Genomic DNA, 18,825 nt, shown 5'->3' with positions numbered 1-18,825 from the left:
CGACGTGACTCCGTCGCCAGCCCGACCGTGCCCCCCGGCTTCTGATCCACGAGGTCGAAGGGCCTTCCGCGCAGGAGGATTCAGTTGCTGTCCGCCTTTCTCAGTGCGTTCCGTACGCCTGACCTGCGCAAGAAGCTGCTGTTCACAGTAGGCATCATCGCTGTCTACCGGCTGGGTGCCACGCTGCCCAGCCCGGGCGTCTCGTACGGCAACGTGCAGAAGTGTCTGGAGGCCACCCAGAACACGAGTGGTGTGCTCAGCCTGCTGGACCTCTTCTCCGGGGGGGCGCTGCTCCAGCTCTCGGTCTTCGCGCTGGGCATCATGCCCTACATCACCGCGTCGATCATCCTGCAGCTGCTGACCGTGGTCATCCCGCGTCTGGAGCAGCTCCGCAAGGAGGGTCAGGCCGGCCAGGCGAAGATCACCCAGTACACCCGCTACCTGACGCTGGGTCTGGGCATCCTCCAGTCCTCGGCGTTCGTGGCGCTGGCGCGCTCGGGCCAGCTCTTCAACAACCAGTGCGACCAGTTCCCGATCGTCCCGCGGGGCACCGGCATCCCGGACTGGCTGACGCTGACCATCCTGGTCATGACGATGACCGCCGGCACCGGCGTGGTGATGTGGCTCGGTGAGCTGATCACCGACCGGGGCGTCGGCAACGGCATGTCCGTGCTGATCTTCACCTCGATCGCGGCCCGGCTCCCCAGCGAGGGCTGGAAGATCAAGACCCAGAAGGGCTGGGGCTGGTTCGCCCTGGTAATCGTCCTGGTCCTGCTGGTCATCACCGCGGTCACCTTCATCGAGCAGGCCCAGCGCCGGATCCCGGTGCAGTACGCCAAGCGCATGATCGGGCGGCGGATGTACGGGGGCACGTCCACCTACATCCCGCTCAAGGTGAACCAGGCCGGCGTCATCCCGGTCATCTTCGCCTCGTCGCTGCTCTACCTGCCGCAGCTCGCCCTCCAGTTCTTCGACCAGAACAACCCGGGCAAGACCCAGGCCTGGATCCAGAACCACATCGTGAAGGCGAGCGCGCCGGAGCACATCGCGATCTACTTCCTGCTGATCATCTTCTTCACCTACTTCTACGTGTCGATCACGTTCAACCCGACCGAGGTCGCGGACAACATGAAGAAGTACGGCGGCTTCGTGCCGGGCATCCGCCCCGGCAAGCCGACCGCCGAGTACCTTGACTACATCCTCAGCCGGATCACCCTGCCGGGCGCGCTCTACCTGGGCATCGTCGCGGTCCTGCCGAACTTCTTCTTCATCTGGCTCGCGAACCAGCAGTTCCAGAACTTCCCGTTCGGCGGCACCGCTGTGCTCATCATGGTCGGCGTCGGTCTGGAGACCGTGAAGCAGATCGAGAGCCAACTCATGCAGCGGAACTACGAAGGGTTCCTGCGGTAGATGCGACTCGTTCTGGTTGGCCCGCCGGGCGCGGGCAAGGGCACGCAGGCGGAGTTCATCGCCGCTCACCTCTCGGTGCCGAAGATCTCGACCGGGGACATCTTCCGGGCGAACGTCTCCCAGGGCACGCCCCTGGGGGTCGAGGCCAAGCGGTACATGGACGCCGGCAAGCTGGTCCCGGACGAGGTCACCATCAACATGGTGCGGGACCGGCTCGCCGAGCCGGACGCCGCCGAGGGCTTTCTCCTCGACGGCTTCCCGCGTACGACGCCGCAGGCCGCCGCGCTGGACAAGCTCCTCGCCGACCTCGGCACGGCGCTGGACCTGGTGCTGGAGCTGGTCGTCGACGACGACGAGGTGATCCGGCGGCTGTCCGGCCGGCGCACCTGCCGCGGCTGCGGCAAGATCTGGCACGTCGAGTTCGACGCCACCACCCGTGAGGGCGTCTGCGACCGCTGCGGGGCCGAGCTGTTCCAGCGGGACGACGACAAGCCGGAGACCATCGCGGCCCGGCTGCGGGAGTACGCCGAGAAGACCGCGCCGCTGGTCGACTACTACGGCGCCCAGGGCAAGCTCGTCGGCATCGACGCGACCGGGCCGGTGGAGGACGTCACCGTCCGCGCCATCGACGCCCTCCGCTCGTACGGCGGCTGACGTCCCGCCGGATTCCGGCGGATAGAGTGCGAACAGCGGGGTACGTGCGACGTGCCCCGCTGTTCCGCGCAACGAAAGGTAAACGCCTCCATGCGTCGTCCCCAGCTGGACATCCAGCTGAAGACCCCCGAGCAGATCGAGCTGATGCGGGCCGCCGGTCTGGTGGTCGCCCGCGCGCTGCGCCGGATGCGGGAGGCGGTCGCCCCCGGCGTCACCACCGCCGACCTCGACGCGATCGCCGAGGCCACCATCCGCGAGGCCGGCGCCATCCCCTCGTTCAAGGGCTACCACGGCTTCCCGGCGTCGATCTGCTCCTCGGTCAACGAGCAGGTGGTGCACGCCATCCCGTCGTCGACCCAGGTGCTCCGCGACGGCGACCTGATCTCGATCGACTGCGGGGCGGTGCTCAACGGCTGGCACGGCGACGCGGCCATCACAGTCGGCGTCGGCGAGGTCGACCCGGCCCTGCTGAAGATGGCCGCGGTCGCCGAGGACGCCATGTGGGCCGGCATCGCGGCCGCGGCGCGGGGCGCGGCCAGCGGCAAGGGCCGGCTCACCGACATCTCCCACGCGGTGGAGACCGCGGTCCGCCAGGGCGGCCGGTACGGCATCGTCGACGGCTACGGCGGGCACGGCATCGGCACCGAGATGCACCAGGACCCGCACGTCCTCAACCACGGGCGCCCGGGCAAGGGCCCCCGGCTCGTGCCCGGCCTGGCGCTGGCCATCGAGCCGATGATCACCATGGGCAACCCGCGCACCGTGGAGCTGTCCGACGGCTGGACCGTGGTGACCCGCGACCGGTCGATGGCGGTGCACGTGGAGCACTCGATGGCGCTGCTGGACGACGGCGTCTGGGTGCTGACCGCCGAGGACGGCGGCCGCGCCCGGCTCGGCGAGCTGGTCACCGCCCGCCAGCCGGCGGACTCCCCGGCCGTCTGAGGGGGAGCCGCCCGCCCGCGACGTTCCTGCGCGCCCCGGAGGTTCCGGTCCGCTTGCGAGGTTCTGCCCCGGCAGTCCGGCTCGGGCGAGGCGGCGGACGTTGGCGGGGCGGTGGCATGCTTGCCCTCATGGACGGGCGGAGCGGGATGCGGGCGGCCGACGCCGACCGGGAGGCCACGGCGGAGCGGCTCCGGGTGGCTCTGGAGGAGGGCCGGCTCGACCTGCACGAGTACGACGAGCGGCTGGTCCGGGCGTACGGGGCGAAGACCTACGCCGACCTGGACGCGGTGGTGGCCGACCTGCCGGGGACGACACCCCCGCACCGTGCCGCGGTGGCCTCGGCGGCGCCGCCCGCGGCCACCGACGCCGGTGGGACGGTCGTGGCGAGCGGGCGCGGCGCCAGCGGGCTGCTCGCGATCTGGTCGCCGTGGCTGCGGGTCGCCGCGATCCTCACCGCGATCTGGTTGTTCGCCTCGCTCGGTTCGGGGCACCTCGGGCACTACTGGCCGGTCTGGGCCATCGGGCCGTGGGGCTTCTTCCTGCTGATGCGTACCCTTGGCGGCGGCGACCACGGGTGGCGCCCGGTCGAGCGGCGTGGCCGGGCCCGGCGGGACCGTCGCCGGCGCCGCTGAACCGGGGACCGGCTGTGGCCGGCGCCACAGCCGGCCGGCGGTGCCTGGCGAATGTCCTCCGTCGGGGCGACCGACCGGGTGGCCGGTTTGGCGACGGCGCGCAGGCGGGCGTACACTTTCAGATCGGCGCACAGCGTCCACTCCGGCATGCCCACCCTGCGCTTCGGTGGGAGTCGGAGCCGCGGCTGGCTCGGGCTCGGCGAATCTCGCCGGAGCCCGTGTAAGACGTTGTGGGCCGTCCGGAGCAACCGACGTCAGGACAGCGGAGGACATGCCGAAAAAAGACGGAGCCATCGAGATCGAGGGTCGGGTCATCGAGCCCCTGCCGAACGCCATGTTCCGGGTGGAGCTCGCGAACGGCCACAAGGTGCTGGCTCACATCAGCGGCAAGATGCGGCAGCACTACATCCGCATCCTGCCGGAGGACCGGGTCGTCGTCGAACTCTCGCCGTACGACCTGACCCGCGGGCGCATCGTCTACCGCTACAAGTAAGCCTGACGACGGCCGGGACGTCCCCGTGTCCGTCTTCGACGTCCGGGTCGCGCTCGTCGCGTCTCCGGGCCAGATGGGAAGTAAGGCAACCGTGAAGGTCAAGCCGAGCGTCAAGAGGATCTGCAACAAGTGCCGGGTGATCCGCCGGCACGGCCGGGTCATGATCATCTGTTCTGACCCGCGCCACAAGCAGCGCCAGGGCTGAACCGTTCCCGCCGACCGTGATGAGCGGCGGCGGAACCGGCCCGGGTCGCAGATCCCGACACACACATCACAGCTCGTCCCAGCCGCGAGCGGTACGCAGCGCGTACCCCCTCGTGGTTGACCCCCGGTCGGAGGCCGGGGCCCGCTCGGGCAGCGACCGATCCCGGTCGCCGGCGCTGATCGCGCCGGAAGGACAGGGACGGTCGGTAGCGGGGTGGGACGGGTCCACACCTCCGCCACAACATCACGAGGAGTACGCCCGCACATGGCACGTCTAGTCGGCGTTGACCTCCCCCGCGACAAGCGGATGGAGATCGCGCTCACCTACATCTTCGGGGTCGGTCGCACCCGCGCCCTGGAGACGCTGGCCGCCACCGGCATCTCGCCGGACAAGCGCGCTCGGGACCTCACGGACGAGGAGCTCGTGCAGCTCCGCGACCACATCGAGGGCAACTACCAGGTTGAAGGTGACCTTCGCCGCGAGGTCGCCGCTGACATCCGCCGCAAGGTCGAGATCGGCTGCTACGCGGGTATCCGGCACCGCCGGGGCCTGCCCGTTCGTGGCCAGCGGACCAAGACCAACGCGCGGACCCGCAAGGGCCCGAAGCGGACCGTCGCCGGCAAGAAGAAGCCCGGCAAGAAGTAACTAGGAGCGCACAGACTTATGCCACCGAAGGCTCGTGCCGGAGCCGCTGTCAAGAAGGTCCGGCGCAAGGAACGCAAGAACGTCGCCCACGGGCAGGCGCACATCAAGAGCACCTTCAACAACACCATCGTGTCCATCACGGACCCGACCGGTGCGGTCATCTCCTGGGCCTCCTCGGGCCAGGTGGGCTTCAAGGGCTCGCGCAAGTCGACCCCGTTCGCCGCGCAGCTGGCCGCCGAGGCCGCCGCGCGCCGGGCCATGGATCACGGCATGCGCAAGGTCGACGTGTTCGTCAAGGGCCCCGGCTCCGGCCGGGAGACCGCCATCCGTTCGCTGCAGGCCGCCGGGCTGGAGGTCGGGCAGATCTCCGACGTCACCCCGCAGCCGCACAACGGATGCCGTCCGCCGAAGCGTCGTCGGGTCTGAGAGGTAGAGAGAGATGGCTCGTTACACCGGTGCTGACTGCCGCCGTTGCCGGCGGGAGAAGATGAAGCTGTTCCTCAAGGGCAGCAAGTGCGATGGCCCGAAGTGCCCGTTCGAGTCCCGGCCGTTCCCGCCCGGGCAGCACGGCCGCGGCCGCACCAAGGAGACGGAGTACCTGCTCCAGCTCCGTGAGAAGCAGAAGGCCCGCCGCGTCTACGGCGTGCTGGAGAAGCAGTTCCGCGGCTACTACGAGGAGGCCGTGGGCAAGCAGGCCAAGACCGGTGAGGTCCTCCTGCAGATCCTCGAGTCGCGGCTGGACAACGTGGTCTACCGGGCTGGCTACGCCAAGTCCCGGGACATGGCCCGCCAGCTGGTCAAGCACGGTCACTTCACGGTGAACGGCAAGAAGGTCGACATCCCGTCGTACCGCGTCAAGGAGCACGACATCATCGAGGTCCGGGGCAAGAGCAAGGAGCTCACCCCGTTCATCGTCGCGCAGGCCGAGGCCGGCTCCAAGACCGTTCCGGCGTGGCTCGAGGCCATCCCCAGCCAGATGAAGATCCTCGTGCACTCGCTCCCGGCCCGCCAGGTGATCGACACCCAGGTCCAGGAGCAGCTGATCGTCGAGCTCTACTCCAAGTAAGGGCTCGTTGCGGTGGCCCGCCCTCCGGGGCGGGCCACCGGAACAGTTTGTGTCGTGGGCGTCATATAGCGGGCGCCCCGGAAGAGAAGAGAAAAGATGCTCATCAGCCAGCGACCGTCTCTCTCCGAAGAGTCGATCAACGAGACCCGGTCCCGGTTCACCATCGAGCCGCTGGAGCCGGGATTCGGCTACACCCTGGGCAACTCGCTGCGGCGCACGCTGCTGTCGTCCATCCCGGGTGCGGCGGTCACCTCGATCAAGATCGACGGTGTCCTGCACGAGTTCACCACGATTCCCGGTGTCAAGGAGGACGTGGTCGAGCTCGTCATGAACATCAAGGAGCTGTGCGTCAGCTCGGAGCACGACGAGCCGGTCAGCATGTACCTGCGCAAGCAGGGCCCGGGCGACGTGACCGCCGGTGACATCCAGCCCCCGGCCGGTGTCTCGGTGCACAACCCGGACCTGAAGCTCGCCACCCTGAACGGCAAGGGCCGGCTCGACATGGAGCTGACCGTCGAGCGTGGTCGTGGCTACGTCACGGCGGCGCAGAACAAGCAGGCGGGTGCGGAGATCGGCCGGATCCCGGTCGACTCGATCTACTCGCCGGTGCTCAAGGTGACCTACCGCGTCGAGGCGACCCGTGTCGAGCAGCGGACCGACTTCGACCGGCTGATCATCGACGTCGAGACCAAGCCGTCGATGGGCCCGCGTACCGCGCTGGCCTCGGCCGGCTCGACGCTGGTGGAGCTGTTCGGGCTGGCCCGGGAGCTGGACGAGACCGCCGAGGGCATCGACATCGGGCCGTCCCCGCAGGACGCCCAGCTGGCGGCCGACCTCGCTCTGCCGATCGAGGAGCTGGACCTCACCGTCCGCTCCTACAACTGCCTCAAGCGCGAGGGCATCAACTCCGTTGGTGAGCTCATCGGGCGTACCGAGGCCGACCTCCTCGACATCCGCAACTTCGGTCAGAAGTCGATCGACGAGGTCAAGATGAAGCTCGCCGGGATGGGCCTGGGGCTGAAGGACTCGGCTCCGAACTTCGACCCGGCGCACGTCGTGGACGCCTTCGGCGAGGCCGACTACGACACCGACGACTACCGCGAGACCGAGCAGCTCTAGTCCGCGCTGCCGCCACACCTGAGGAGCACCAAGCATGCCCACGCCCACCAAGGGCCCCCGCCTCGGCGGCAGCCCCGCGCACGAGCGGCTGATGCTGGCCAACCTGGCCACCGCGCTGTTCCAGCACGGCAAGATCCAGACCACCGAGACGAAGGCCCGGCGGCTGCGTCCGCTGGCCGAGCAGCTCATCACCAAGGCCAAGCGCGGCGACCTCGCCTCGCGGCGTCGGGTGCTGGGCGTCGTCAAGGACAAGGACGTGGTCTACGCCCTGTTCGACCAGATCGCGCCCCGGTACGCCAACCGCAACGGTGGCTACACCCGGATCGTGAAGACCGGCCCGCGCAAGGGTGACGCCGCTCCGATGGCGATCATCGAGCTGGTGGAGGAGCTTCAGGTCGCCGAGCCGAAGGCGAACAAGAAGACCGCCGCCCGCAAGGCCGCCCAGCAGGACAAGGTCGAGGCCCTGGCCCCGGCCGAGGAGACCCCGCGCTCCACCGAGGCCGCCGACCAGGACGCTGACGCTCCGGTCTCGGCCTCCGGTGACACCGCCGCCGCCCGCGAGGACAGCGACGAGGCCGCCGAGAACGACAAGGCCTGAGCACTGGCCGCATCGTCGGGCCCGGTACCCCCGCACGGGGTGCCGGGCCCGACGGCATGAGGAGGTACGAGGTGGACGAGCTAACCCGGCTGCGGCTGGACGTCTCGTACGACGGCACCGATTTCTCCGGCTGGGCCGCCCAGCCCACCCGGCGGACGGTCGCCGGGGTGCTCATGCAGACGCTGGACCTGGTCCTGGGCGCGGGCACCGCGACGGGGCTGACCGTGGCCGGTCGCACCGACGCCGGCGTGCACGCCACCGGGCAGGTCTGCCACCTCGACCTGCCGGTCGAGGTGTGGCGGCAGCACGACGGGAAGCTGCTGCGCCGGCTGGCCCGGCTGCTGCCGCCGGACGTGCGGGTCCGCGCGATGACCGAGGTGCCGGCCGACTTCGACGCCCGCTTCTCGGCCACCTTCCGCCGCTACGAGTACCGGGTGACCGACGCGCCGTGGGGCGCCGAGCCGCTGCGCCGCACCGACACCCTGGCCTGGCCGAAGCCGCTGGACCTGGCGGCGTTGAACGCCGCGGCGGCGGGGCTGGTGGGGGAGCACGACTTCGCCGCGTACTGCCGGCGGAAGGAGAACGCCACCACGCTGCGCGAGGTGACCCGGCTGGACTGGCGACGCGACCCGGACGGGATCCTGGTCGCCACCGTGCAGGCCGACGCGTTCTGCCAGAACATGGTGCGCAGCCTGGTCGGCGCCATGCTGGTCGCCGGGGACGGCCGCCGGCCGGTCGAGTGGCCGGCGAGCCTGCTGAGCCGCCGGGAACGCTCCAGCGAGGTGACCGTCGCGCCCGCGCACGGGCTGGCCCTCGTCGAGGTCGGCTACCCGGCCGACCCCGCCGAGTACGCCCGCCGCGCCGACCTCACCCGCCGCCTCCGGGTGCCCGTAGCCGAGGGCTGAGCACAGGGGAACGGCCCGCCGCCCCGGGAGGGGGACGACGGGCCGTGGTGGTGGGGCTCAGTTGCCGGCGCCGTCCTGGCCGGCCGTGCCGTCGGTCGGGGCGTCGGTGGGCTGGCTGGCCGACCCGCCGTTGGCCCGGCGCTCCAGCACGCTCCGGTTCAGGTAGACCTCGATCATGTCGTACAGGATGTCGCGGGCCCTGCTGTCGTCGGAGCTGATCCGTGCCCCGTCGGCCCGGGTGACCACGCAGTAGGCGAGGTAGTGGCCGCGGACCTGCCAGCCGACCCGGGCCGCGGCCGTGGCCACCGCCTCGGTGTCGTCGCTCGCCGCCATGCCGCGGAACCGGCCCTGCCGTTCGTCCAGCATCGGCCGGATCCGGTCACGCGCCCGCTGGGCGCTGGCCACGTCGGTGAGGTTGAACAGGCCGGCCGTGAGCAGGTGGCCGCCGTCGGGGGAGCGGAGGGTGGCCCGGACCACCTGGTTGCAGCCGAGGCGTACCAGCAGGTCGGCGATCTCGCCGGTGGCCGCCACGGCGCAGCTGCCGCTGGAGTGCGTCTTGAGCACCCGGTACGCCGGCTGCCCGTCGGTCACCACGAGCTGCTGGCCGGGGAAGACCTCCTTGGCGGTGAGCGCCGCCTGGTCGGTGTCCCGGGAGTTCAGGTCGCTTCCGTCGGCCGCGGCGGACTGGTCCACCACGGGAGAGCTGCTCTGGTGGCCGGCCTGCGGCGTGGCTGTCCGGTCGTCGAGCAGGGCGGCGACGGCGAGCCCCGTGAGGGCGAGCAGCATCAGCACGGCGGCGCCGCCGATCAGCACCTGCCAGGCCCGGCCGCCGCCGCGCCGGTGGTCGGCCGGGCGGGCCCGAGGCAGGTCCAGCGGCTCGGTGGTCCGGACGACGGGGTCGGGCGGGGCGGAGGCCGCCGGCCTGGGCGCGGCGGCCGGTGTCGGCTGCGGCACCGGTGGCGCGGGCTGCGGCGCCGCCGGTGTCGGCTGCGGCACGGGAGCGGGCTCCCGGGGCGGGGCGGGCCGGCTCGGGGCAGGCGTGGGAACCGGTGGGGCCGGCGCCCGCGCGGCCTCGACGGCCGGTCGGGTGGGCCGGACCGGCGGGGGCAGCGACGGGGTGGGGAAGCGGGACGGCGAGGGACCCGCCGGCGGAGCCGCCGCGGCGCCGGGCACGGACGGGTCCGACCCGGGCCTCGGGTACTCCAGGAAGGCGTCCTCATCGGACTCGTACCGATACACCATGTTGGCTACAGTAGGGGCCATTGTCCCTTTCGGGGGTAATATCGGGAAATTCTGGCGGAGTGGCGTCGCGTCCTGCCCCGGCCACCGTCGCCGGGGACGATCCGGGGCGGTGCGACAATTCCCGTCGTGACCGGCGACCACTACTTCACCGCGGAACCCACGACCGCCGCCCGGCCGCGCGAGGTCGAGTTCTCCGCCGGCGGGCGCGACTACACCCTCGCCTCCGCCAGCGGGGTCTTCTCCGCCAACCGGCTCGACCCCGGCACCGCGGTGCTGCTGCGCAAGGCCGACCTGCCGGCGCACGACACCACCGGCGCGCTGCTCGACATCGGCTGCGGCTTCGGGCCGATCACCTGCGTACTGGCCGCCAGCGCGCCGGCCGCCACGGTCTGGGCGGTCGACGTCAACGAGCGGGCCCGCGAACTCACCGCCGCCAACGCCGCCCGCGTCGGCGCCGCCGACCGGGTCCGGGTCGTCGCCCCGGACGACCTCCCGGCCGACGTCACCTTCGCCCAGATCTGGTCCAACCCCCCGATCCACATCGGCAAGGGAGAGCTGCACGACCTGCTGCGGCGCTGGCTGCCCCGGCTCACCCCGGACGGGGTGGCCTGGCTGGTCGTCGCGCGGCACCTCGGCGGCGACTCGCTGCACCGCTGGCTGGTCGAGCAGGGCTGGCAGGTCGAGCGGCACGCCAGCCAGAAGGGCTACCGGGTGCTCCGGGTCACCCGGTAATCCGGTGTCGCCCGCGCCCGCCCCTCGGGCAGGATGCCCGCGTGGGATACGTGGACGTGGCAGGGGTCGGGCGCATCCTCCCGGACGGCCGGGAACTCTTCGCCGAGGTGTCGTTCCGGGTCGGTGAGGGCGCCAAGGTGGCGCTCGTCGGCCCCAACGGCGCCGGCAAGACCACACTGCTGCGCATGGTGGCCGGCGACCTGCCCGTGAAGACCGGCGCCGTCGCCCGCTCCGGCGGCCTCGGCGTGATGCGCCAGTTCATCGGCATGATCGGCGACGAGTCGACCCTCGCCGACCTGGCGCTGTCGCTCGCCCCGCCGGCGCTGCGCGACGCCGGCCACCGCCTCGCCGAGACCGAGGCGGCCATGCGGGCGGCCGAGGTCCGCGGCAAGTACAGCAGCGCCGCCGGCAAGGCCCAGCTCGCGTACGCCGACGCGCTGGCCGCCTGGGGCGAGGCCGGCGGCTACGACGCCGAGGTGCTCTTCGACACCGTCGCCACCATCGTCCTCGACCTGCCCTGGGACGCCGCCCGGGAACGCCCCGTGCGGACCCTGTCCGGCGGCCAGCAGAAGCGGTTCGCGCTGGAACTGCTGCTCCGCGGCCCGGACGAGGTGCTCCTCCTCGACGAGCCGGACAACTTCCTCGACGTGCCCGGCAAGCGCTGGCTGGAGGCCCGGCTGCGCGAGTCCGGCAAGTCCGTGCTCTACGTCTCGCACGACCGGGAACTGCTGGCCCAGACCGCCGACCGGGTGGTCGCCGTCGAGGGCGGCAGCGCCTGGGTGCACCCCGGTGGCTTCGCGAGCTGGCACGAGGCCCGGGTGGCCCGGCACGCCCGCCTCGACGAGCTGCGCCGCCGCTGGGACGAGGAACACCAGAAGCTGCGCGAGCTGATGCTCATGTACAAGCAGAAGGCCGCGTACAACGACGGGATGGCCTCCCGCTACCAGGCCGCGCAGACCCGGTTGCGCAAGTTCGAGGAGGCCGGGCCGCCGCCCGTACCCCCGAAGGACCAGGACATCCGGATGCGCCTGACCGGCGGGCGGACCGGCAAGCGCGCGGTGATCGCCGAGCAGCTCGAACTGGACGGGCTGACCTACCCGTTCGACCTGGAACTCTGGTACGGCGACCGGGTGGCGGTGCTCGGCGCGAACGGCACGGGGAAGTCGCACTTCCTCCGCCTGCTCGCCCGCGGCGGCACCGACCCCGACCCGGCCAACACCCCCGTCGACGGCGCGGCGGCCCTCGCCCCCGTCGCGCACGACGGCCAGGTACGCCTCGGCGCCCGGGTCCGGCCCGGCCACTTCTCGCAGACCCACGACCGGCCGGAGCTGATGGCGAAGACCCTTGTCGAGATCCTGTGGCGGGGCGACGAGCACCGGGCCGGCATGGACCGGCACGCGGCCATGGCGGCGCTGTCCCGCTACGAGCTGGCCGGGCAGGGCGACCAGCGCTTCGGCACCCTCTCCGGCGGCCAGCAGGCGCGCTTCCTGGTGCTGCTGCTGGAGCTGTCCGGGGCCACCCTGCTGCTGCTGGACGAGCCGACCGACAACCTCGACCTGGCCTCCGCCGAGGCCCTCGAAGCGGGGCTGGCCGCGTTCGCGGGCACGGTCGTCGCCGTCACCCACGACCGGTGGTTCACCCGCTCCTTCGACCGGTTCGTGCTGTTCCGCGGCGACGGCGAGGTGGTGGAGACCCCGGAGCCGGTCTGGGACGTGCGGTGAGCGCCCGGCCGGCGGCATAGGGTGGATCTCGTGACTGAGATGACCTACCGCCGGCTGGGCGACTCCGGGCTCGTGGTGTCCGTCGTCGGCATCGGCTGCAACAACTTCGGCCGCAAGCTCGACCTCGACGGCACCCGCGCCGTGGTGGACGCCGCGCTCGACGCCGGGATCAACTTCTTCGACACCGCCGACATCTACGGCGAGCCGCAGGGCGGCTCCGAGGAACTGCTCGGGCAGGCGCTCAAGGGCCGCCGGGACGACGTGGTGGTCGCCACCAAGTTCGGCATGGACATGCACGGCCTCAACGGGCCGGACCACGGCGCCCGGGGCGCCCGCCGCTACATCGCCCGGGCCGTCGAGGCGTCGCTGCGCCGGCTCGACACCGACCACATCGACCTGTACCAGATGCACGAGCCCGACCCGGGCACCCCCATCGACGAGACCCTCGCCGCGCTCGACGACCTGGTGACCGCCGGCAAGGTGCGCTACCTCGGCAACTCGAACTTCGCCGGCTGGCAGATCGCCGACGCCGACTGGACCGCCTCCTCCCAGGGCCGCGCCCGCTTCATCTCCGCGCAGAACCACTACTCGCTGCTGGAGCGGTCCGTCGAGGCCGAGGTGATCCCGGCGTGCGAGCGGTTCGGCCTGGGCATGCTGCCGTTCTTCCCCCTCGCCAACGGGCTGCTCACCGGCAAGTACAAGCGCAACGAGGCCCCGCCCGCCGGCAGCCGGCTCTCCGGCGGCGGCCGGTACGCCGAGCGCCTCGCCGCCGCGGACTGGGACACCATCGAGGCGATCGAGGCGTACGCGGCCGAGCGCGGGGTCAGCATGCTCCACGTGGCCATCGGCGGGCTCGCCGCGCGGCCGGCGGTGACCTCGGTGATCGCCGGCGCCACCACGCCCGAGCAGGTACGCGCCAACGCCGAGGCGGGCACCTGGCAGCCCACCGACGAGGACCTCGACGCCCTCGACGCCCTCCTCTGAGACACTCTCCGCTGCCCCGGCGCCGCCCACCGGCACCGGGGCAGCATGCTGTCCACTCGCGCCCCGCCCCCTTTTCCGCGCCCTCGGGGGTGTTGCTGCCGGCCGAGGCAGCGCCGCCAAGGCGCGATCGGGGCGTGAGTGGAACGCTATGGAGGTCATCCGGCGGTTTTGACCTCCATGGCGTTCCACTGACGGGCGGCGGTCAGCGGGCGGTGCGTTCGCGGAGGGCTTGGCGGACGAGGGCGACGGTCGCGTGGGGGTGGCGGAGGACGTCGTCGGCGGTGAAGCGGAGAACCAGCCAGCCCACCGCGCGGAGGGCGTTCAGGCGGGCGACGTCCTGGCGGAAGTGGGCGCGCTCGCGGTGGTGGTCGCCGTCGTACTCGACGGCGACGCGGAGCGCAGGCCAGGCCAGGTCGACCCGGGCGATGAACCGACCCCGGGCGTCGTGCACGTCGTGCTGGGCGGTGAGCGGGCCCAGACCCGCGTCGAGGAGGAGCAGGCGGAGGCGGGTCTCCATCGGGGACTCGCTCAGCGGTTCGGCGAGCGTCAGCACCTCCCGCAGCAGCGCCGAGCCGGGCCAACCGGCATGTGCCGCCGAGTAGGCGCGCAGGGCGGGCAGCTTCACCACCCGGCGATGCAGCAACGCCTCGACGGCGACCAGCGCGTCGACGCGCGGGCCCTGCCGGCCGAGGTCGAAGGCGGCGCGCAGGGCCGTGGTGACCGGAAGGCCGGCGAAGCGGGTGCGGTCGGTGTCCGGCAGCACGGAACGGACCTGGTGCACGCGGGGATGCGGCCGGATCCGCACGGTCCGGGGCATCAACACGGTGACCGGCGCGTCCCTGGCCAGCAGGTCGGCGCCCCACAGATACGCCGCGCTGCGCCCCGCGATGGCCGCATCCGGCGGCAGCCGCAGCGCCACGGCCTCACACCACATGCGATGGTCGTCCGGGCGGTGGCCGTCGCGGTGCACGTACACGTCGGGCAGGAGGCGGCGCCAAGCAGGCCCCTTCAACATCGCCCAGGTCAGGAGCCCTTCGGCGACGGCGGCGCTGCCGCGGAACGGCAGGGAGGCCAGGCGGCGCGGGACGTGGGCGGACGAGGGCATCCGGACAGCATGGCGTGATGGGGAGATCACTTGCTGTCCCCATTCTCCATCCGGGAGGGTCGGTGGGGAATTCCCCGCCCACCCTTGGCGGATCCGCGCCCACGTCGTACGGTAGTCCGCAAGTGACCCACGGGAGCCCGGTGCCACCGGGCTGAGAGGGGGGCTGGAAGCCCCCGACCGTCGAACCTGATCCGGGTAATGCCGGCGCAGGGAGGAGAGTTGCCGTGCCGTCCCTGGGACGACTGCATCTGATCACCGACACCCGGCCGGGGCGGGACCCGCTGGCCGTGCTGCGCGCCGCCCTGCCGGTGGCCCGCGCCGAGCTGGTCGTCCAGGTCCGGGTGGAGGACGACGCCACCGATCGCGAGGCGTACGAGCTGGCGCAGCGGGTGGTCGGGTTGTGCCGGCCGTACGGGGCGACGTGCCTGGTCAACGACCGGCTGCACGTGGCGCTGGCCGTGGAGGCCGACGGCGGCCACGTCGGCGCGGAGGACCTGCCGGTGGCGGCGGCCCGCCGGGTGCTCGGCGGCGGCGCCGTGCTCGGGGCGACCGCGCGGGAGCCGGCCGGCGCCGCCGCGGCGGTCGCCGCCGGGGCCAGCTACCTGGGCGTGGGCCCCTGCCACGCCACCACGACGAAGGCCGGCCTGCCCGATCCGATCGGCCCCGAGGGGGTACGCGCGGTGGCCGGCGCGGTGGACGTGCCCGTGATCGCCATCGGCGGGGTGACCGCCGCGTCGGTGCCGGCGCTGCGGGCGGCCGGGGCGTACGGGGTGGCGGTGGTGGGGGCGCTCTCCGCGAGCCCCGATCCCGCCCGCACGACCGCCGAGCTGATCGAGGCGCTGACGTGCTGACCCGACCGGACGTCGCCATCGTGGGGGCGGGACCGGTCGGGCTGGCGATCGCGTGGCGGTGCGCGTCGCGTGGGCTGCGGGTGACCGTGCACGATCCGGCGCCCGGCTCCGGGGCCTCGCATGTCGCCGCCGGGATGCTCTCGCCGGTGGCCGAGGCGTACTTCGGCGAGCACGAGCTGACCGGGCTGCTCGCCGAGTCCGCCGCCCGCTGGCCCCGCTTCGCCGCCGACCTGGCCGAGGCGTCCGGCGCCGACGTCGGGTACCGCGCCGACGGCACCCTGGTGGTCGGGCTCACCGCCGACGACCTGGCCGAGGCGCGGCGGCTGTGGTCGTACCAGCAGGGGGTGGGGCTGCCGATCACGCCGCTGCGCCCCTCGGAGCTGCGCGACCGCGAGCCGGCGCTGGCCCCGCGGGTCCGCGGCGGCGCGGTCGCCCCCGGCGACCACCAGGTCGACCCGCGCCGGCTGGTGGCCGCGCTGCGGGCGGCGGCCGAGCGGGCCGGCGCCGTGCTGCGCCCGGCCCGGGTCGGCGCGCTGTCCGAGGTGGACGCCCGGATCACCGTGGTCGCGGCCGGCTGCGGCGCCGCCGCGCTGACCGGGCTGCCGGTCCGGCCGGTCAAGGGCCAGGTGCTCCGGCTCCGCGCGCCCGGTCGCGGCGCACCGGACTTCCGGCACGTCATCCGGGGGTACGCCGACGGGGAGTCGATCTACCTGGTGCCCCGGGACAGCGGGGAGGTGGTGGTCGGGGCGACCGTCGAGGAGCGCGCCGACACCGAGGTGACCGCCGGGGCCGTGCTGCGGCTGCTCCGCGCCGCCGTGGACCTGGTGCCGGAGCTGGCCGAGTACGAGCTGGTCGAGGCGACCGCCGGGCTGCGCCCCGGCACGCCGGACAACGCGCCGGTCATCGGGCCGCTGCCCGGCCGGCCCGGCGTGCTCGTGGCCACCGGGCACCACCGGCACGGCATCGTGCTCACCCCGGTCACCGCCGACCTGGTCACCGAGCTGATCGTCACCGGCGAGCCGGACCCGCTGCTCGCCCCCTTCACCCCGGACCGGTTCGGGAAGGAGCCCAGGTGGAACTGATCGTCAACGGCGCGGGACGCGACCTGCCCGGCGGCTCGACCCTCGCGGACGTGGTACGCGCGGTCACCGCCCAGGAGCGCGGCCTGGCGGTCGCCGTGAACGGCGAGGTGGTGCCGCGCGGCGGCTGGTCGGCGACCGTGCTGCGCGACGGCGACCGGGTCGAGGTGCTCAGCGCCGCCCAGGGCGGGTGAGCCGGATGTCCTTCGAGATCGGCGGCGTCCGGTTCGGCTCGCGGCTCGTCCTCGGCACCGGCGGCGCGGCCAACCTGCACGTGCTGGAGCAGGCGATCCGCGCCTCCGGCACCGAGCTGGTGACCCTCGCGCTGCGCCGGGTGGACACCGGGCCGGACGCGGCCGGCGGCCTGCTCGACCTGCTGGACCGGTGCGGCGTACGGCTGCTGCCGAACACGGCCGGCTGCTACACGGCGTCCGAGGCGGTGAAGGTGGCGCGGCTGGCCCGGGAGGCGTTCGACACCGACTGGGTGAAGCTGGAGGTGATCGGCGACGAGCGCACGCTGCTGCCCGACGGGGTGGAACTGCTGCGCGCCGCCGAGGAGCTGGTGGCCGACGGGTTCACGGTGCTGCCGTACACCTCGGACGATCCGGTCCTGGCCCGCCGGCTGGCCGACGTGGGCTGCGCGGCGGTGATGCCGGCCGGTGCGCCGATCGGCTCCGGGCTGGGGGTGAGCAACCCGCACCACATCCGGCTGATCCGGCAGGCCGTGGACGTGCCGGTGATCCTCGACGCCGGGATCGGCACCGCCTCCGACGCGGCGCTCGCCATGGAGCTGGGCTGCGACGCCGTGCTGCTGGCCAGCGCGGTCACCCGGGCGGCCGACCCGGTGGCGATGGCCACCGCCATGCGGCACGCCGTCCAGGCGGGGCGGCTGGCCTACGGGGCGGGCCGGATCGCCCGCCGCTTCCACGCCCTCGCGTCCACCCCCGACGAGGGAAGGCCGGACCTGTGACCGTGCCCGCCCCCGTCGCCCTCGGCGCGGATCCGGCCCGCGCCGTGCCGTCGGGCGTGGTGCTGCTGACCGACCGGTGGCAGGCGCGGCGCCCCCTGACCGAGGTCGTCGAGGCGGCCGTGGCCGGGGGAGTGCGCTGGGTGGTGCTGCGGGAGAAGGACCTGTCCCGGGCCGAGCGGGCCGCCCTGGCCGCCGATCTGCGCGCGATCCTCGCCGACGCCGGCGGCCGGCTGATCGTCGCCGGTCCCGATCCGCTCGACGGTGACGCCGTGCACCTGCCGGCCGCCGGCCCGTACCCGCCGCCGGCCGTCCGGCTGGTCGGCCGCTCCTGCCACGACGCCGCCGAGCTGGCCCGGCTCACCACGGAGGACTACGTGACCCTGTCGCCGGTCTTCCCGACGAGGACCAAACCCGGCTACGGCCCGCCCCTGCACCCCGCCGGGCTCCGCGAGCTGATCGCGACCAGCCCCGTGCCGGTGCTCGCGCTGGGCGGCATCGAGACCCCGGACCAGGTCCGGGAGTGCGTCGAGGCTGGCGCCGCCGGGGTGGCGGTCCTCGGCGCGCTCATGCGCGCCGATGACCCCACCGAACTCGCCGCGGGGCTCACCGAAGCGGCTGGTCGGGCGGGTCACGGGGCGGCCCGACCAGCCCCCACCGCAACCAGGGAAGTCAGATGACGCCGACGACAACACTCACGATCGCCGGATCGGACTCCGGCGGCGGCGCGGGCATTCAGGCCGACCTCAAGGTCTTCGCCGCCCTCGGGGCCTACGGGACCAGCGTGATCACCGCGGTCACCGCCCAGAACACCCGGGGCGTGGACGCCGTCCTGCCACTGCCGCCGCAGACCGTGCGCGACCAGCTCGACAGCGTGCTCGGCGACTTCGACGTACGCGCCGTGAAGACGGGCATGCTCGGCACCCCGGCGGTCGCCGACGCGGTGGCCGAGGCGGCGCGGGCCGGCCGGCTGCCCCACCTGGTCGTCGACCCGGTGCTGGTCGCCACCAGCGGGCACCGGCTCGGCGTGGCGACGGCCGTCGAGCAGTTGCTCCCGTACGCCGAGGTGGCGACGCCGAACCGCGCGGAGGCCGCGGCCCTCACCGGACGCCCGGTGACCACGGTCGAGGAGATGGTGGCGGCGGCGGAGGCGCTGGCGGCCCGCGGCCCCGCGCACGTGGTGGTGACCGGCGGCGACGTGGACGCGGCCGGCGAGTCGGTGGACGTGCTGGCCGGCGGCGGCGGAACCAGGCTGCTGCGCGCGCCCCGTGTGCCGACCCGGCACAACCACGGCACCGGCTGCTCGTTCTCGGCGGCGATCACCGTCCGGCTCGCGGCGGGCGACCCGGTGCGGGTCGCGGTGGCCGCCGCCAAGGAGTACGTGACCCGCGCGCTGACCGGCGCCCGGGACTGGGAGCTGGGCGCGGGACGCGGCCCGCTGGACCACTTCGGCTGGTCCGCTTGAGCGACAGGGA

At 73.2% G+C, this 18,825-nt stretch carries 23 protein-coding genes and 1 riboswitch; of the genes, 21 read left to right on the top strand and 2 right to left on the bottom strand.

Going from position 1 to position 18,825, the window contains the following annotated elements; genetic code table 11:
* Positions 1-84 precede the first annotated feature (84 nt).
* The 12 genes from secY (at position 85) to truA (ending at position 8,669) form a co-directional block, all read left to right on the top strand.
* Positions 85-1,410 carry a preprotein translocase subunit SecY gene (gene secY / locus FXF50_RS19985; protein ID WP_148430073.1) on the top strand — a complete coding sequence of 442 codons (1,326 nt, stop codon included), beginning with the start codon at positions 85-87 and terminating at the stop codon, positions 1,408-1,410.
* Positions 1,411-2,064 carry an adenylate kinase gene (locus tag FXF50_RS19980; RefSeq protein WP_089012511.1) on the top strand — a complete coding sequence of 218 codons (654 nt, stop codon included), beginning with the start codon at positions 1,411-1,413 and terminating at the stop codon, positions 2,062-2,064.
* 90 nt (positions 2,065-2,154) lie between these two features.
* Entirely contained in the window at positions 2,155-3,006 is an 852-nt protein-coding gene (gene map, locus FXF50_RS19975) for a type I methionyl aminopeptidase (RefSeq protein WP_148430070.1), read from the top strand.
* A 128-nt stretch (positions 3,007-3,134) separates the two neighbouring features.
* Positions 3,135-3,638 (top strand): DUF1707 domain-containing protein, encoded by a 504-nt coding sequence (locus tag FXF50_RS19970; RefSeq protein ID WP_255510121.1) that lies wholly within the window; start codon positions 3,135-3,137, stop codon positions 3,636-3,638.
* 271 nt (positions 3,639-3,909) lie between these two features.
* Complete coding sequence (infA, locus tag FXF50_RS19965) at positions 3,910-4,131, top strand: translation initiation factor IF-1 (protein ID WP_007073013.1); 222 nt, start codon at positions 3,910-3,912, stop codon at positions 4,129-4,131.
* Positions 4,132-4,222: 91 nt separating this feature from the next.
* Positions 4,223-4,336, top strand: coding sequence for a 50S ribosomal protein L36 (rpmJ, locus tag FXF50_RS19960; RefSeq protein WP_088982067.1), 114 nt, complete (start codon positions 4,223-4,225; stop codon positions 4,334-4,336).
* A gap of 264 nt (positions 4,337-4,600) precedes the next feature.
* On the top strand, positions 4,601-4,981 hold the full coding sequence (rpsM, locus tag FXF50_RS19955; RefSeq protein ID WP_148430068.1) for a 30S ribosomal protein S13: 381 nt from the start codon (positions 4,601-4,603) through the stop codon (positions 4,979-4,981).
* A gap of 18 nt (positions 4,982-4,999) precedes the next feature.
* Positions 5,000-5,407, top strand: a complete 408-nt coding sequence (gene rpsK / locus FXF50_RS19950) for a 30S ribosomal protein S11 (RefSeq protein ID WP_148430066.1) — start codon at positions 5,000-5,002, stop codon at positions 5,405-5,407.
* Positions 5,408-5,420: 13 nt separating this feature from the next.
* Entirely contained in the window at positions 5,421-6,047 is a 627-nt protein-coding gene (gene rpsD, locus FXF50_RS19945) for a 30S ribosomal protein S4 (protein WP_148430064.1), read from the top strand.
* A gap of 96 nt (positions 6,048-6,143) precedes the next feature.
* Positions 6,144-7,166, top strand: coding sequence for a DNA-directed RNA polymerase subunit alpha (locus tag FXF50_RS19940; protein WP_007073009.1), 1,023 nt, complete (start codon positions 6,144-6,146; stop codon positions 7,164-7,166).
* Between the two features lie 34 nt (positions 7,167-7,200).
* Complete coding sequence (gene rplQ, locus FXF50_RS19935) at positions 7,201-7,764, top strand: 50S ribosomal protein L17 (RefSeq protein ID WP_148430062.1); 564 nt, start codon at positions 7,201-7,203, stop codon at positions 7,762-7,764.
* 71 nt (positions 7,765-7,835) lie between these two features.
* Positions 7,836-8,669 carry a tRNA pseudouridine(38-40) synthase TruA gene (gene truA, locus FXF50_RS19930; RefSeq protein ID WP_148430060.1) on the top strand — a complete coding sequence of 278 codons (834 nt, stop codon included), beginning with the start codon at positions 7,836-7,838 and terminating at the stop codon, positions 8,667-8,669.
* Between the two features lie 57 nt (positions 8,670-8,726).
* On the opposite strand, the gene FXF50_RS19925 is transcribed toward truA, so the two are convergent.
* The gene (locus tag FXF50_RS19925; RefSeq protein ID WP_187399739.1) at positions 8,727-9,911 is read right to left on the bottom strand and encodes a hypothetical protein; all 1,185 of its coding nucleotides are present in this window, start codon (positions 9,909-9,911) and stop codon (positions 8,727-8,729) included.
* Positions 9,912-10,037: 126 nt separating this feature from the next.
* Here FXF50_RS19925 and FXF50_RS19920 point away from each other — a divergent pair, with 126 nt between their 5' ends.
* The 3 genes from FXF50_RS19920 to FXF50_RS19910 are packed head-to-tail and all read left to right on the top strand — an operon-like array spanning position 10,038 to position 13,348.
* Complete coding sequence (locus tag FXF50_RS19920; RefSeq protein WP_148430058.1) at positions 10,038-10,643, top strand: class I SAM-dependent methyltransferase; 606 nt, start codon at positions 10,038-10,040, stop codon at positions 10,641-10,643.
* A 41-nt stretch (positions 10,644-10,684) separates the two neighbouring features.
* The gene (locus FXF50_RS19915) at positions 10,685-12,364 is read left to right on the top strand and encodes an ABC-F family ATP-binding cassette domain-containing protein (RefSeq protein ID WP_148430055.1); all 1,680 of its coding nucleotides are present in this window, start codon (positions 10,685-10,687) and stop codon (positions 12,362-12,364) included.
* Between the two features lie 21 nt (positions 12,365-12,385).
* Entirely contained in the window at positions 12,386-13,348 is a 963-nt protein-coding gene (locus FXF50_RS19910; RefSeq protein WP_187399738.1) for an aldo/keto reductase, read from the top strand.
* A 202-nt stretch (positions 13,349-13,550) separates the two neighbouring features.
* On the opposite strand, the gene FXF50_RS19905 is transcribed toward FXF50_RS19910, so the two are convergent.
* Entirely contained in the window at positions 13,551-14,453 is a 903-nt protein-coding gene (locus tag FXF50_RS19905) for an endonuclease domain-containing protein (RefSeq protein WP_148430053.1), read from the bottom strand.
* A gap of 120 nt (positions 14,454-14,573) precedes the next feature.
* Positions 14,574-14,683: riboswitch (TPP riboswitch) on the top strand.
* On the opposite strand from FXF50_RS19905, the gene thiE reads away from it, so the two are divergent.
* From thiE to thiD, 6 genes are all read left to right on the top strand, one after another.
* Positions 14,678-15,304, top strand: coding sequence for a thiamine phosphate synthase (gene thiE / locus FXF50_RS19900; RefSeq protein ID WP_148430051.1), 627 nt, complete (start codon positions 14,678-14,680; stop codon positions 15,302-15,304). Its footprint overlaps the riboswitch before it by 6 nt.
* Entirely contained in the window at positions 15,298-16,386 is a 1,089-nt protein-coding gene (gene thiO, locus FXF50_RS19895) for a glycine oxidase ThiO (protein ID WP_148430048.1), read from the top strand. The genes thiE and thiO overlap by 7 nt, the downstream gene beginning before the upstream one ends.
* On the top strand, positions 16,377-16,577 hold the full coding sequence (gene thiS, locus FXF50_RS19890) for a sulfur carrier protein ThiS (protein WP_148430046.1): 201 nt from the start codon (positions 16,377-16,379) through the stop codon (positions 16,575-16,577). Before thiO ends, thiS begins: the two co-directional genes overlap by 10 nt.
* Positions 16,574-17,353: a thiazole synthase gene (locus FXF50_RS19885; protein ID WP_148430044.1), complete on the top strand. Its 780-nt coding sequence runs from the start codon at positions 16,574-16,576 to the stop codon at positions 17,351-17,353. The genes thiS and FXF50_RS19885 overlap by 4 nt, the downstream gene beginning before the upstream one ends.
* 44 nt (positions 17,354-17,397) lie before the next feature.
* A complete protein-coding gene (locus tag FXF50_RS19880; RefSeq protein ID WP_148430115.1) occupies positions 17,398-18,030 on the top strand; it encodes a thiamine phosphate synthase in 633 nt (210 codons plus the stop codon).
* Positions 18,027-18,815 carry a bifunctional hydroxymethylpyrimidine kinase/phosphomethylpyrimidine kinase gene (gene thiD, locus FXF50_RS19875; protein WP_148430042.1) on the top strand — a complete coding sequence of 263 codons (789 nt, stop codon included), beginning with the start codon at positions 18,027-18,029 and terminating at the stop codon, positions 18,813-18,815. The genes FXF50_RS19880 and thiD overlap by 4 nt, the downstream gene beginning before the upstream one ends.
* Positions 18,816-18,825: the final 10 nt, after the last annotated feature.

Source organism: Micromonospora sp. AP08, assembly GCF_008085935.1.
In the GTDB taxonomy this organism is placed as follows: Bacteria; Actinomycetota; Actinomycetes; order Mycobacteriales; family Micromonosporaceae; genus Micromonospora; species Micromonospora chersina.
This window is presented reverse-complemented; position numbering and strand designations above follow the sequence as displayed.

What these genes read in the sequence shown, in the direction of transcription:
- FXF50_RS19980 (WP_089012511.1), top strand. Translation starts at nt 1,411, where the DNA reads ATGCGACTCGTTCTGGTTGGCCCGCCGGGCGCGGGCAAGGGCACGCAG.
- map (WP_148430070.1), top strand. Translation starts at nt 2,155, where the DNA reads ATGCGTCGTCCCCAGCTGGACATCCAGCTGAAGACCCCCGAGCAGATC.
- FXF50_RS19970 (WP_255510121.1), top strand. Translation starts at nt 3,135, where the DNA reads ATGGACGGGCGGAGCGGGATGCGGGCGGCCGACGCCGACCGGGAGGCC.
- infA (WP_007073013.1), top strand. Translation starts at nt 3,910, where the DNA reads ATGCCGAAAAAAGACGGAGCCATCGAGATCGAGGGTCGGGTCATCGAG.
- rpsM (WP_148430068.1), top strand. Translation starts at nt 4,601, where the DNA reads ATGGCACGTCTAGTCGGCGTTGACCTCCCCCGCGACAAGCGGATGGAG.
- rpsK (WP_148430066.1), top strand. Translation starts at nt 5,000, where the DNA reads ATGCCACCGAAGGCTCGTGCCGGAGCCGCTGTCAAGAAGGTCCGGCGC.
- rpsD (WP_148430064.1), top strand. Translation starts at nt 5,421, where the DNA reads ATGGCTCGTTACACCGGTGCTGACTGCCGCCGTTGCCGGCGGGAGAAG.
- FXF50_RS19940 (WP_007073009.1), top strand. Translation starts at nt 6,144, where the DNA reads ATGCTCATCAGCCAGCGACCGTCTCTCTCCGAAGAGTCGATCAACGAG.
- rplQ (WP_148430062.1), top strand. Translation starts at nt 7,201, where the DNA reads ATGCCCACGCCCACCAAGGGCCCCCGCCTCGGCGGCAGCCCCGCGCAC.
- FXF50_RS19925 (WP_187399739.1), bottom strand. Translation starts at nt 9,911, where the DNA reads ATGGTGTATCGGTACGAGTCCGATGAGGACGCCTTCCTGGAGTACCCG.
- FXF50_RS19905 (WP_148430053.1), bottom strand. Translation starts at nt 14,453, where the DNA reads ATGCCCTCGTCCGCCCACGTCCCGCGCCGCCTGGCCTCCCTGCCGTTC.
- thiD (WP_148430042.1), top strand. Translation starts at nt 18,027, where the DNA reads ATGACGCCGACGACAACACTCACGATCGCCGGATCGGACTCCGGCGGC.